At 73.8% G+C, this 12148-nt stretch carries 12 protein-coding genes; 4 read left to right on the top strand and 8 right to left on the bottom strand.

Going from position 1 to position 12148, the window contains the following annotated elements:
• Together AB4Z02_RS16445 and AB4Z02_RS16440 are read left to right on the top strand one after the other, a co-directional pair.
• A partial coding sequence (locus tag AB4Z02_RS16445; RefSeq protein WP_441972297.1) for a lysylphosphatidylglycerol synthase transmembrane domain-containing protein occupies positions 1–1054 on the top strand: 1054 nt, incomplete at its 5' end.
• A complete protein-coding gene (locus tag AB4Z02_RS16440; protein WP_056884253.1) occupies positions 1054–1419 on the top strand; it encodes a TraR/DksA family transcriptional regulator in 366 nt (121 codons plus the stop codon). The genes AB4Z02_RS16445 and AB4Z02_RS16440, both read left to right, overlap by 1 nt.
• Before the next feature lie 6 nt (positions 1420–1425).
• Here AB4Z02_RS16440 and AB4Z02_RS16435 read toward each other — a convergent pair whose 3' ends face one another.
• From AB4Z02_RS16435 to AB4Z02_RS16420, 4 genes are all read right to left on the bottom strand, one after another.
• A complete protein-coding gene (locus tag AB4Z02_RS16435; protein ID WP_441972294.1) occupies positions 1426–3675 on the bottom strand; it encodes a heavy metal translocating P-type ATPase in 2250 nt (749 codons plus the stop codon).
• A gap of 7 nt (positions 3676–3682) precedes the next feature.
• Positions 3683–3901: a heavy-metal-associated domain-containing protein gene (locus tag AB4Z02_RS16430; protein ID WP_056884255.1), complete on the bottom strand. Its 219-nt coding sequence runs from the start codon at positions 3899–3901 to the stop codon at positions 3683–3685.
• Between the two features lie 60 nt (positions 3902–3961).
• On the bottom strand, positions 3962–4261 hold the full coding sequence (locus tag AB4Z02_RS16425) for a metal-sensitive transcriptional regulator (protein ID WP_056884256.1): 300 nt from the start codon (positions 4259–4261) through the stop codon (positions 3962–3964).
• A gap of 103 nt (positions 4262–4364) precedes the next feature.
• Entirely contained in the window at positions 4365–5642 is a 1278-nt protein-coding gene (locus AB4Z02_RS16420; protein WP_441972292.1) for an NAD(P)/FAD-dependent oxidoreductase, read from the bottom strand.
• A gap of 103 nt (positions 5643–5745) precedes the next feature.
• Here AB4Z02_RS16420 and AB4Z02_RS16415 point away from each other — a divergent pair, with 103 nt between their 5' ends.
• The gene (locus AB4Z02_RS16415) at positions 5746–7281 is read left to right on the top strand and encodes a PucR family transcriptional regulator (RefSeq protein ID WP_441972290.1); all 1536 of its coding nucleotides are present in this window, start codon (positions 5746–5748) and stop codon (positions 7279–7281) included.
• A 4-nt stretch (positions 7282–7285) separates the two neighbouring features.
• On the opposite strand, the gene AB4Z02_RS16410 is transcribed toward AB4Z02_RS16415, so the two are convergent.
• Entirely contained in the window at positions 7286–7777 is a 492-nt protein-coding gene (locus tag AB4Z02_RS16410; protein WP_441972288.1) for a cupin domain-containing protein, read from the bottom strand.
• A gap of 109 nt (positions 7778–7886) precedes the next feature.
• Entirely contained in the window at positions 7887–8342 is a 456-nt protein-coding gene (locus tag AB4Z02_RS16405; RefSeq protein ID WP_056884259.1) for a MarR family winged helix-turn-helix transcriptional regulator, read from the bottom strand.
• 125 nt (positions 8343–8467) lie between these two features.
• On the opposite strand from AB4Z02_RS16405, the gene AB4Z02_RS16400 reads away from it, so the two are divergent.
• Positions 8468–9703 (top strand): MFS transporter, encoded by a 1236-nt coding sequence (locus AB4Z02_RS16400; protein WP_441972286.1) that lies wholly within the window; start codon positions 8468–8470, stop codon positions 9701–9703.
• Here the strand turns inward: AB4Z02_RS16400 and AB4Z02_RS16395 are convergent.
• Complete coding sequence (locus AB4Z02_RS16395; protein WP_441972284.1) at positions 9667–11085, bottom strand: xylulokinase; 1419 nt, start codon at positions 11083–11085, stop codon at positions 9667–9669. The genes AB4Z02_RS16400 and AB4Z02_RS16395 overlap by 37 nt on opposite strands.
• The gene (locus AB4Z02_RS16390) at positions 11078–12118 is read right to left on the bottom strand and encodes an NAD(P)-dependent alcohol dehydrogenase (RefSeq protein ID WP_441972282.1); all 1041 of its coding nucleotides are present in this window, start codon (positions 12116–12118) and stop codon (positions 11078–11080) included. Before AB4Z02_RS16390 ends, AB4Z02_RS16395 begins: the two co-directional genes overlap by 8 nt.
• Positions 12119–12148 lie beyond the last annotated feature (30 nt).

Here is a 12148-nt window from a genome sequence, read left to right as displayed (position 1 = left end):
GGGCCAGGCCGCCCGCCGCGCGCCGGGGGGCGTCCGCGGCGGGGGGAGGGCCGCCAGGCTGCTCCTGTCGGGCGCCCTCGCCACCGGCATCCTCGCCCTGGCGCTGCCGAAGGTGGCCGGCGCGCAGTGGGACGACATCGCCCGCGCGCTGGCCTCCCTGTCGCTGGCCCACCTGGTGCTGCTCACCGTCGTCTGGCTCGCGGGGCTGTGGGTCCACACACCGGCGCTGACCGCCGCGCTGCCGGGGCTGTCGCACCGGCGGGCCCTGCTGCTCAACCTCACCGGCAGCTTCGTCTCCAACCTCCTGCCGCTCGGGGGCGCCGTCGGCACCGTCGCCAACTGGCGGATGGCGCGGTCGTGGGGCTTCGCGGCCCCGGCGTTCGCCCGCTGGGCCCTGGTCACCAACCTGTTCGACACCGCCCTGAAGCTCGCCCTCCCCGGCGTCGCCCTGCTGTGGCTCGCCGCCGCGGGGGTCGAGACCGGCGGCACCGTCGGCACTGCGGCCTGGGTCGGCCTCGGCCTGCTCACCGCCGTCGTGGTCGCGGCCTGGGTGGTGGTCCGCGACGACCGTGCGGTGACGTGGCTCGGCCGGTGCGCCGACCGCTGCTGCGCCCGCCTGCGCGTCGGGCGTCCACCCGCCGAGGGGTATGCCGCGCGTGCCGCCGCCTTCCGCCGTGACAGTGCCGCCCTCGTCGCCTCGGGGTGGTGGCGGATGGTCGCGGGCAAGGTCGGCTACGCCGTGCTGCAGGGATGCCTGTTGTGGCTGTCGCTGCGGGTGCTCGGGACGTGGGTCAGCCCGGCGGTGGTGCTGGCGGCGTTCGCCGTCGAGCGGATCCTGTCGATGGTCGTCATCACGCCCGGCGCCACCGGGGTCGTCGAGGTCGGCATGACCGGGGTGCTGGTCGCGCTGCGGGTCGACCCGACGTCGGCCGCGGCCGGGGTGCTGCTCTACCGGGCCTTCACGTTCGGCATGGAGATCCCGGTCGGCGGCCTGTCGATGCTCGCGTGGTCGATGCGGGGTCGCGGTCGTGCGCAGGCTCCTACGCTGGGGTGATGACCACTTCCGAGGACGGTGCGGTCCGGGCGCGTGAGCTGCTCGCCGCGGACCGGGCAGCGACGCTGGAACGGCTCGGCGACCTCGAGGCCGACGTCGCCCTCATCGTCGAGGCGTCCGAGGGCTCGAACGCCGACGACGAGCACGACCCGGAGGGCTCGACCATCGCCTACGAGCGCGCCCAGACCAGCGCGCTCGCCGAGCAGGCCGTCACCCACCTGCGCGAGATCGCCGCCGCCGTGCAGCGCCTCGACGACGGCACCTACGGCGTGTGCGAGGTTTGCGGCGACGCCATACCGACGGAGCGCCTCGAGGCGCGGCCCACCGCACGCACCTGCGTGGCGCACGCCGCGCGTCCGCGCTGAGGGGCGTCAGCGGAAGGTGCGCAGGCGCAGGCTGTTGGTGACGACGAAGACGGACGACAGCGCCATGGCGCCGCCGGCGAGCATGGGGCTGAGGAGCCCGGCCGCCGCGAGCGGGATGGCGGCGACGTTGTAGGCGAAGGCCCAGAAGAGGTTGCCGCGGATCGTCCCGAGCGTACGGCGCGCGAGCCGGATCGCGTCGGCGGTCACCCGCAGGTCGCCGCGGACCAGCGTCAGGTCGCTGGCCTCGATGGCGACGTCGGTACCGGTGCCCATCGCGAGGCCGAGGTCGGACTGGGCGAGGGCGGCGGCGTCGTTGACCCCGTCGCCGACCATGGCGACCACGCGCCCCTGCTGCTGGAGCGCCCTGACCACGTCGACCTTGTCCTGGGGGAGGACCTCGGCGGTGACGTCGTCGATGCCGACCAGCCCGGCGACGTGGCGGGCGGCGCCCTCGTTGTCGCCGGTCAGCAGCACGGGCTCGAGCCCGAGGCGACGCAGCTCGGCGACGGCCTCGGCCGAGCCCTCCTTGACCGTGTCGGCCACGATGACCACGCCACGCGCCAGGCCGTCCCAGGCCACCAGCACCGCGGTGGCGCCGCGGGAGTGGGCCGCCTCCATCGCCGTGGCCAGCTCGTCCGGCACGACCACCGACCAGTCGGCCAGCAGGCGCGGCCGGCCGACGAGGACGACCCGTCCGTCCACCTGCCCGCGCACGCCGAGCCCCTGCTCGTTGGCGAAGTCGTCCACGGCGGGCAGGACCGCCCCGTCGTCGAGGGCCGCGCGCGCTCCGGCGGCGACTGCCCGGGCGACCGGGTGCTCCGACGCGTCCTCGAGGGCGCCGGCGATTCGCAGCACCTCGGCCGCGTCCTCCCCGGCCGCGGGGACGACCTCGTCGAGCGTCATGTGCCCGGTGGTCACGGTGCCGGTCTTGTCGAGCACGACGGTGTCGACGCGGCGGGTGGACTCCAGCACCTCGGGTCCCTTGATGAGGATGCCGAGCTGGGCGCCCCGGCCGGTGCCGACCATGAGCGCTGTGGGTGTGGCCAGCCCGAGGGCACAGGGGCAGGCGATGATCAGGACCGCGACCGAGGCCGTGAACGCCGCGGTCCAGCCGGCACCGACCGCGACCCAGAACACCAGCGTCGCGAGGGCCAGGGCCATGACGACCGGGACGAACACGCCGGATACCCGGTCGGCGAGCCGCTGCACCTGGGCCTTGCCGTTCTGGGCGTCCTCCACCAGGCGCGCCATCTGCGCGAGCTGGGTGTCGGCGCCGACCCGGGTGGCGCGCACGACGAGGCGCCCGCCCGCGTTGACGGTGGCGCCCACGACCTGGCTGCCGGGGCCCACCTCGACCGGCACGGACTCGCCGGTGAGCATCGAGGCGTCCACCGCGGAGGTGCCCTCCTCGACCTCGCCGTCGGCGGCGACCTTCTCACCGGGCCGCACGACGAAGCGGGTGCCGACGGCCAGCTCGGACACGGGGACCCGGACCTCCGTCGCCGCGGCTCCCTCGCCACGCAGCACGGCGACGTCCTTGGCGCCCATCTCCATCAGGGCGCGCAGGGCAGCGCCGGAGCGGCGCTTCGCGCGCGCCTCGGCATACCGACCCGCGAGCAGGAACGCGGTGACGCCTGCGGCCGCCTCCAGGTAGATGTTGTCCGAGCCGTCGGTGCGCTCGATGGTGAACCGGAACGGGTGGGTCATGCCCGGCATGCCGGCCGTGCCGAAGAACAGGGCGTAGAGCGACCAGCCGAACGCGGCCAAAGTGCCGACGGACACCAGGGTGTCCATGGTGGTCTGGCCGTGGCGGAGGTTGGCCCACGCCGCCCGGTGGAACGGCAGCCCGCCCCACACGACGACCGGGGCGGCAAGGGTCAGGGACGCCCACTGCCAGTAGCGGAACTGCAGAGCGGGCACCATGGCCATCGCGACCACGGGGACCGCGAGCAGCACCGACACGAGGAGCCGTTGCCGCAGCGCGGCGGTGGGGTCCGGCTCGGTACCCGGCGTGCCCTCGCCTTCGGTGGCCTCGGTGGGCTGAGGCTCCGGGGGCAGCTCGGCGGTGTACCCGGTCTTCTCCACGGTGGCCACGAGGTCGGCCGGCGTGAGGGTCTCGGGGAAGGTGACCTTCGCCTTCTCGGTGCTGTAGTTGACCGTCGCGGTGACGCCGTCCAGCTTGTTGAGCTTCTTCTCGATCCGGGCGGCGCAGGAGGCGCAGGTCATGCCGCCGATGACGAGCTCGACGTCGGTCATGGCGCCATCACCGCGCCAGGCTGTAGTCGCCCGCCTCGTCGAGGGCGGACGTCACCTCGGCCGGGGTGAGCTCGCGGTCGGCCTCGACCGTCACGGCGGACGTGCCGCCGGCCACGAGGTCGACCTGCACGTCGCTGACGCCGTCGAGGGCCTTGAGCTCCTCGGTGACCGCGCTCGCGCAGTGGCCGCAGGTCATGCCGACGACGTCGAAGGTCTGGGTGCTCATGGGGTTCTCCTCGGGTTCGTGGTGGTCATGGATGGCTCTGGCTGGATCGTGCGCCGGGGCTCAGGAGCGCACGAGGCGCGCGATGGCGGCGGACGCCTCCTGCACCTTCTCCTGCGCCTCCGGCCCGCCCCTCCTGGCGGCGTCGACGACGCAGTGGGCGAGGTGCTCCTCGAGCAGCTCGAGCGAGAACGACTGCAGGGCCTTGGTCGCGGCCGACACCTGGGTGAGGATGTCGATGCAGTACTGGTCCTCCTCGACCATCCGCTGCAGGCCGCGGACCTGCCCCTCGACCCGGCGCAGCCGCTTGAGGTGGCTGTCCTTCTCGGAGTGGTAGCCGGGCTGGGTGTCGCTCACGGTCATGCCAACACCATACCCCCCTATGGTATTTCTGCAAGAGCCGGGAACGACGAAGCGCCGCTCCCGTGGTCGGGGCGGCGCTTCGTCGACGTGCTGGTGGAGCCGGTCAGCGCATGGGGTCGAACGGGCGCAGCTGGTCGACCTGCTTGCCGGTGACGATCGCCTGCGCGAGCAGGCGCCCGGTGACCGGGCCGAGGGTGATGCCCCACATCCCGTGACCACCGGCGGCGAAGACGCGGGGCGACTTGGTGGCGCCGACGAGCGGCAGGCCGTCGACGGTGCAGGGGCGCGAGCCCACCCACTCGTCGTGGCGGTGGTCCAGGTCGGCGCCACGCAGCAGCGGGCGGGCGGCCTCGGCGATGGCGCTGATGCGGCGCTGGTCGAGGGCGGCCTCGGGCTTGCGGAACTCCATCATCCCCGCGACGCGCAGGCGGTCGCCGATCGGCGTGCAGGCGACCCGCTGGGCCGGGAAGTAGACGGGGCCGTTGGGGACGTGGTCGACCTCGACGGAGAAGGAGTAACCGCGGCCGGCCTGGACGACGTTCTTCACGCCGAACCTGCGGGCCAGCTTGCCGAGCCACGCACCCGTCGCGAGGACGGCGGCGTCGAACTCCTCGACCGAGCCCTCGGCGGTGGTGACGACGACCCCGTTACCGGTGTCGCGGATGTCGGAGACCGTGGCGGCGTCGAGGATCTTGCCGCCGCGGGCCTTCACCGAGTCGGCGAGCGCGTGGACGTAGGAGCCCGGGTCGACGAAGCGCTGGCCCTTGAGCAGGATGGCCGCGCCGATCTCGTCGGACAGGCTCGGCTCGATGGCGCGGGCCTGGTCGCCGGTGAGCGCCTCGAACTCGATGGACTGCCCTGCGGCGTGGATGTGCTCGATCTCCTCGAGCAGGGTGACGCGCTCGGCCTCGGTGCGGTAGGACGCGAGGAACGACTTGGCCTCACGGGTGTCAGCCTGGACGCCGCCCGCCTTGAGAAGGTCGAAGCTCTCGAGCGACAGGTCGTTGACGGGCACGAGCGCGCCCATGGCCTTCTTCCAGGCCTTCATCGTGGAGTTCTTCGTGAACCCGGTGACGAACTTGAGGAACTTGGGGTCGGCGCTCGGCGGCACGTAGACCGGCGAGGACGGCGACAGTACCGCGCGGATCCCGTACTTGAGGACTGCAGGCTCGGGCAGCGGGGTCGCGATGCCCGGCGTCAGCCAGCCGGCGTTGCCCCAGGAGGAGCCGGCGGCGACACCCTCACGGTCGAGGACGGTCACCTCCACGCCCTGCTCCTGGAGGAACCAGGCGGTGGACAGGCCCACCATGCCGGCGCCGACGACGGCGACGCGCTGGGGGACGGGGAGACCGGCGGCGGTGACGGTGCGCGAGGAGGACATGATCCGATGGTCCCGACTGGTCGGCGGCTTCGCACTGGGCCCAGAGCACAGATCCGCCGGCAGCATTGGTGCGGCAGGCACAAGTGGGTGGCATGCTGGGACCGTGCTCCTCGTCGCCGACCTGACCGCCACGCTGGCCGGGTTGCTCACCCTCGCGGTGGACCGTGCCGGGGCTGAGGTCGACGACCTGACCATCGCCGAGCCGGTGCACGGGGTGGTGGGGCAGTCGCGCGACCTCGTGCTCGGCGTGGGGATCGAGACCGTCGAGCAGGCCGTCGAGCTGGTGCGCGCCTCCGCGGCGCAGCAGGCCGGTGGCGTGGTGCTGCGCCGGGGGCTGGCGGGGCGGCGGGCGGTGCGGGACCGGGCCCGGCGCGACGGCATCGCGCTCGTCGGCCTGGCCGAGCAGGCGTCCTGGGCGCACGTCGTCTGGCTGCTGCGCGGGGTGCTCGACCGCGCCACGACCTCGGGCGGCGACCGGCGCACGGACGCCCCCGTCCAGGACGACCTCTTCGCGCTCGCGGACGCCGCCGCGGCCCTCGTCGACGCCCCGGTCACCATCGAGGACGCACAGTCCCGGGTGCTCGCCTACTCCTCTCGCCAGGACGTCACCGACCCTGCCCGCGTCTCCACGATCGTGGGCCGGCGGGTGCCCGAGGAGGTGCTGGCCAGCCTGCGCGCCCGCGGGGTGTTCCGCCGCCTGGCCCGCTCGGACGAGCCGGTCTTCGTGCCCGCCGACCCCAACGGCACGCTGCCGCGCCTCGTGGTGCCGGTGCGTGCCGGCGGTGAGTGGCTCGGCTCCATCTGGGCCGTCGTCCAGGAGAGGCCGCCCGCCAGCCTCGTGGCCGAGCTCGTGCAGACGTCCTCCGTGGTGGCCCTGCACCTGCTGCGCCTGCGGGCCCAGGCCGACCTCTCGCGCCGGGTGGCGGCCGACCGGTTGCGCGGGGTGCTGTCGGGCAGCACGGCCGGCGCCGGGTCCTGGCTCCCCCCGGGACCGTGGCGCGTGGTCCACCTCGGCGGGGAGGGCGGCGCCACGCGTCTGCTCGACCTCTGGGAGTCCGTGTCGCGACGCCATGCGTGGAACCAGCCCCTGCTGGCGGACCTCGACGGCCGTGCGTATGCCGTGGTGCGGGACACCGAGGACGGGTCCCCGGGCACGTGGGGGTGGCTCTCGACCGTGGTGGAGCAGGCCCGTGGAGAGGGCCTCGTGCTCACGGCCCGAGCTGGTCGCCCCGCGCGCACGCCTGGCGAGCTGGAGCGCTCCACGGCAGAGGCGCTGGAGGCCGGCCGGGTCGCCGACCCCGTCGTAGCGGCCGTGGTCCACGAGGACGTCTGGGCGCAGGTGACGGTGGCCCGGGCCGCGGCGACACTGCGCGAGGGTGACGTCCTCGGTCCGCTGGCGCTCCTGCAGGCGCACGACGACGCGCACAGCAGCGACCACCTGCGGACGCTGGCGGCGTGGTTGGACCACCCAGGGGCGCCGGGGCGCGCGGCGCGGGCCATCCACGTGCACCCCAACACGCTGCGCTACCGGATGAACCGCATCGCCGACCTCGCCGGCCTCGACCTCGACGACCCGGTGGTGCGGCTCGCGGTGCGCCTGCAGCTGGCCGCCCTCCTCGACGTGCCGACAGCCGGCTGAGGCTTCAGTCCTCGACCCAGTGGTTGTCGTGGAAGCGCATGAACTCGTCGCGCTCGGCGTCCGTCATGGTCTCGCCGGCCGCCGCGCGCGCCAGCCCCTCGAAGTACGCCTCGCGAGGAGCGCCGGGGGCGAAGTGGAGCAGCATCGACGCTGCGCCCGCCTCGTTCCGGAAGCCGTGCAGGCCACCGGCCGGCACGTGGACGAAGTCGCCGGGCCGCGTGGTGTTCCAGCGCTTCCCGTCGTAGATGCTGACCTCCCCGCCCAGGACGTAGAAGGACTCGGTCAGGGTCTTGTGGAAGTGCGCGTCCGGGCCGCTGCGAGGCCCCGCGAAGTCCCAGTGGTAGAGCCCGTAGGTCCGTCCGGTCGACTCGCCGGTCGCGAGGTACCGGACCCGGTTGCCGTTGGGGTAGACCACGTCCGGCGGCGAGTCGGCAGCCAGCAGCCACGCGCTGACCTCACCGGTCGCACGGTCGTAGATCGGGGGCGGGTAGCTCATCGCGCCATCCCAGCGGGTGGGGCGGACGACGGCAAGGGGTTTCACGCCCCTACGTCACTGAGCGCACAACGCGCTCAGTGACGTAGGGCGCTCCGGCCGTGAGGTGGTGTCAGGTGCCGGCGGGGGCGGGCAGTCGGCCGAGGGCGTCGACGAGAGGAGCCAGCTCGGGGACGTCCGCCGCGGACCGCAGCGCCTCCTCGAGCACCTGGTGGTGGGTGGGGCGCGCCTCGTCGAGCAGGGTCGACCCCGCGGCGGTCAGCTCGGTGTAGATGCCGCGCCGGTCGTCGGCACACAGGATGCGGGTGAGCAGGCCTCGGTCCTCGAGGCGGTTGACCAGGCGGGTCGCGGCACTGCTCGACAGCGCGGCCGCACGTGCCAGCTGGGTCATCCGCAGGTGCCAGCCGTCCTGGCGGGAGAGGGCGTCGAGCACGGTGAACTCCACGACGGAGAGCCCGAACCGCGTGGACAGCTCGCGTTCGAGGGCCGCCTCGATGTGCCCGTGGAGCGCGGCGAGGGTCCGCCACCCTTGGGCGCGGACCTCGACGGCGTCATCGGCGATTCCCATAGCCCCATCGTAACGGGCTTTTGCAATAACCCGCGTATGCAACTAACTTGATGCGTGCGCTGGTAGTTGCACACGCTGCATACATGCGCAGGAAACCTGCTCCGTCCACCGAAGGAACGTCCCCGATGCCCATCGCCCTGCTCGCCCTGGCCCTCGGTGGCTTCGGCATCGGACTCACCGAGTTCGTGATCGCCGGCCTGCTGCCGCAGGTGGCCGCCGACTTCGCCGTCGACGAGGCCACCGCCGGATGGCTCATCTCCGGCTACGCCCTGTCCGTCGCCGTCGGCGCCATCGGCCTCACCGCCGCCGTCACCCGGTTCAACCGCAAGCACGTGCTCACCGCGCTGATGGTCCTGTTCATCGCCGGCAACCTGGTCTCCGCGGTGGCCGGCACCTACGAGGTGATGCTGCTCGGGCGCATCCTCGCGGCCCTGACCCACGGTGCGTTCTTCGGCATCGGGGCCGTCGTCGCGGCCGGCCTCGTCGCCCCCGAGAAGAAGGCCGGTGCGATCGCCATGATGTTCGCGGGGCTCACCACTGCCAACGTCCTCGGTGTCCCGCTCGGCACGCTGCTGGGCCAGCAGCTCGGCTGGCGCTCGACCTTCTGGGCGATCACCGTGATCGGCGTCATCGCGCTGGTGGGGATGGCGACTCTCGTCCCCTCGCAGCCCGTCGCAGCCGGCGAGCCCGGCCTGCGCTCGGAGCTCGGTGCCTTCCGCTCCGGGCAGGTCTGGCTGTCGCTGCTCGTGACCGTGCTCGGCTTCGGCGGCATGTTCGGCACCTTCACCTACATCGCCTACACCCTCACCGAGGTCAGCGGCTTCGCCTCCGCCACCGTGCCGTGGCTGCTGGTCCTCTTCGGGGTCGGCCTCTTCGCCGGCAACTGGGCGGGTGGCCGAGCCGCCGACCGCTCCGTGCCGCGCACCCTCACCGTGGTGCTCGCGGCGCTGACCGTCGTGATGGGGGTGTTCGCGGCCACCGCCACCTCACCGGTCATGGCCGTGGTCAGCCTGGTGCTCATGGGGACGTTCGGGTTCGCCACCGTGCCGGGCCTGCAGATGCGGATCATGTCGTATGCCGGGTCCGCCCCGACCCTGGCCAGTGGTGCCAACATCGCTGCCTTCAACGTGGGCAACGCCGCCGGCGCCTGGCTGGGTGGGCTGACCATCACCGCGGGGCTCGGATACGCCTCGACCCTGTGGGACGGCGCCGCCCTGAGCCTCGGGGCCCTGCTGGTGCTCGTGGTGGCCGAGCAGCTGGCCCGGCGTGCTCGCCGCCGCAACGCTGCACGGACCGTGGGGCAGGACCGGGCGCGCACCAGCGCTCAGGCGCCGTGCACCGCGGCGAGCAGCGCGGCGTAGCGCTCGCGGACCTCGACGCCGGAGCCACCCGAGGGCGGATCGAGGGTCTCCTCGATCCTCACCGCCCATGGCGGTGGTGCGTCCTCGCCCGAGAGCACCCACGCTGCCTGGCGCGCGGCGCCGATGCCGACGTACTCCCCGGGTGCGGGGACTGCGACCGGCGCACCGAACAGGGCCGGGGCGACGGCCCGCACTGCGCGCGACGCCGAGGCGCCGCCGATGAGCAGGACCCGGGAGACCGGTATGCCGAGCTCGCGCAGGTCGTCGACGCCGGCGGCGAGGTTGGCGAGCATCCCCTCCACGGCGGCGCGAGCGAGGTTCTCCGGGGTGGAGTTGGTGCGGGTGAGGCCACCGAGCGTGCCCGTCGCCTCGGGCAGGTTGGGGGTGCGCTCGCCATCGAGGTAGGGCAGCAGCGTCAGGCCGCCGGCTCCCGGGCGGGCGGCGAGGGCGAGCCGGTCGAGCCCGGCGAGGTCGGTGCCGACCAGGTGTGCCGCGGCGCTGAGGACCCGGGCCGCGTTGAGGGTGCACATCAGTGGCAGGTGGCCGCCCGTGGCGCTGGCGAACCCGGCGACGTCACCGGACGTGTCCTTGACCGGGGAGGGGTGGTCCGCGAAGACGGCCCCGCTGGTGCCGAGCGACACGACGACGTCGCCGGGCTCGAGCCCGAGGCCCAGGGCTGCGCCCATGTTGTCGCCGGTCCCGGGGCCGACGAGCATCCCGCCGGCGGTGCGCCCAGCCGCCTCGCGTGGGCCGAGCACCGTCGGGGTGCCCAGGGGCCGGCCGAAGGCCAGCTCCACGAGCTCCGGGACGTAGGCGTTGGACTCGGGGGAGAAGTAGCCCGTGCCGGACGCATCTCCCCGGTCGGTCGTCCACCGTTCGAAGCCGTTGCCCTGCTTGAGGATCTGGCCGGTGAGCCAGTCGTGGGGGAGGACGACCGAGGCCGTGCGGGCCGCGAGCTCCGGCTCGTGCTCGGCCAGCCAGCGCAGCTTGGTCACGGTGAAGCTGGGCACCGGCACCGACCCGGTGCGGTCGACCCAGGCGGCCATGCCACCGAGTTCGCCCACGAGGTCGCGGGACGCCTGCGCGGACCTGGTGTCGTTCCACAGCAACGCATCCCGGACCACGGCGCCCGACTCGTCGAGCGCGCACATACCGTGCTGCTGGCCGCCGACGGCGATCGCGGAGACGCCTTCGAGCAGGTTGTCGCCGGTCGCCGAGAGGTAGGCGTCCCACCAGCGTTCCGGGTGGACCTGCGTGCCCTCGGGGTGCGGTGCCCGGTCGGTGCGGACCACCTCCCCTGTCGCGGCGTCGCAGACGACGACCTTGGTCGACTGGGTCGAGGAGTCGACGCCGGCGACGAGGGTGCGGTCCCGGTCAGCCACGGTCGCCCCCGGCAGGTCGGGGGTCGATGACCGACTTGATCGCACCGGCGGTGTCCCGGGCAGCGGTCAGGGCCGCAGCCGTCTGCTCGAGCCCGAACCGCCCGGTGACGAGGCGGTCGAGGTCGACCTGGCCCGAGGCGGCGAGGGCCATGGCGGTCGGCCAGGTGCCGGCGTAGCGGAAGGTCCCGGTGACGACGAGCTCGCGTTCCTGGATCGTCGACAGCGGCAGGGTGATCTCGTCGCCGCCCATGCCGACCAGCACCGCCCGGCCGGCGGGGGCCAGGGCCCGGATGCCGTCGGCGGTGGCGCCGGGGTGGCCCGAGCACTCGAGCAGGACCTCGGGAGGCCGCTGCGCGGCATACCCGTCGGCGACCGTCTCCGAGCCGGAGGTGATGGTGCGGGTCGCGCCGAGGTCGCGGGCCACGGCGAGGCGGTGGGGGTTGAGGTCGGCGACGACGACCTCGCTGGCGCCGCAGGCGCGGGCGACCTGCACGCAGACCAGGCCGATCGGGCCGGCGCCGGTGACGAGCACCCGCGAGCCCGGTCCGACGGCGCCCTTGCGGCAGGCCCAGACACCCACGGACAGCGGCTCGAGGAGGGCCGCCGCCTCGTCGCTCACGGAGTCGGGCACCGGGTGGGCGAACGCGTGGTGGATGACGACGAGCTCGGCGAGCGAGCCATCCACCGGTGGCGTCGCGTGGAAGACCATGTCGGGGCAGAGGTTGTAGCGACCGGACAGGCACTGCTCGCAGGCGCGGCACGGGACCCCGGGCTCCAGGGACACGCGCTGGCCGACCCGGGCAGGGTCCACGTCTGCCCCCACCGCCTCGACGACGCCAGAGGTCTCGTGGCCGAGGACCAGTGGCGACTCCACGACGAACCGGCCGATGCGGCCGTGGTCGAAGTAGTGGGTGTCCGAGCCGCACACCCCCACGGCATGCACCCGCACCAGGACCTCGTCAGCGTCCGGCACAGGGTCGGGTCGCTGCACCACCTCGACCTCGCCGGGGCGGTTGAGGACGGCAGCGCGCATCAGGTGGTCTCCCTCGTCGGTGGTGCGTCA

Source organism: Pedococcus sp. 2YAF34 (genome assembly GCF_052114585.1).
Lineage (GTDB): Bacteria > Actinomycetota > Actinomycetes > Actinomycetales > Dermatophilaceae > Pedococcus.
The sequence above is the reverse complement of the archived record's forward strand: the minus strand, read 5'-3'. Positions and strand labels throughout refer to the sequence as shown.

What these genes read in the sequence shown, in the direction of transcription:
- AB4Z02_RS16440 (WP_056884253.1), top strand. Translation starts at nt 1,054, where the DNA reads ATGACCACTTCCGAGGACGGTGCGGTCCGGGCGCGTGAGCTGCTCGCC.
- AB4Z02_RS16435 (WP_441972294.1), bottom strand. Translation starts at nt 3,675, where the DNA reads ATGACCGACGTCGAGCTCGTCATCGGCGGCATGACCTGCGCCTCCTGC.
- AB4Z02_RS16430 (WP_056884255.1), bottom strand. Translation starts at nt 3,901, where the DNA reads ATGAGCACCCAGACCTTCGACGTCGTCGGCATGACCTGCGGCCACTGC.
- AB4Z02_RS16425 (WP_056884256.1), bottom strand. Translation starts at nt 4,261, where the DNA reads ATGACCGTGAGCGACACCCAGCCCGGCTACCACTCCGAGAAGGACAGC.
- AB4Z02_RS16420 (WP_441972292.1), bottom strand. Translation starts at nt 5,642, where the DNA reads ATGTCCTCCTCGCGCACCGTCACCGCCGCCGGTCTCCCCGTCCCCCAG.
- AB4Z02_RS16410 (WP_441972288.1), bottom strand. Translation starts at nt 7,777, where the DNA reads ATGAGCTACCCGCCCCCGATCTACGACCGTGCGACCGGTGAGGTCAGC.
- AB4Z02_RS16405 (WP_056884259.1), bottom strand. Translation starts at nt 8,342, where the DNA reads ATGGGAATCGCCGATGACGCCGTCGAGGTCCGCGCCCAAGGGTGGCGG.
- AB4Z02_RS16400 (WP_441972286.1), top strand. Translation starts at nt 8,468, where the DNA reads ATGCCCATCGCCCTGCTCGCCCTGGCCCTCGGTGGCTTCGGCATCGGA.
- AB4Z02_RS16390 (WP_441972282.1), bottom strand. Translation starts at nt 12,118, where the DNA reads ATGCGCGCTGCCGTCCTCAACCGCCCCGGCGAGGTCGAGGTGGTGCAG.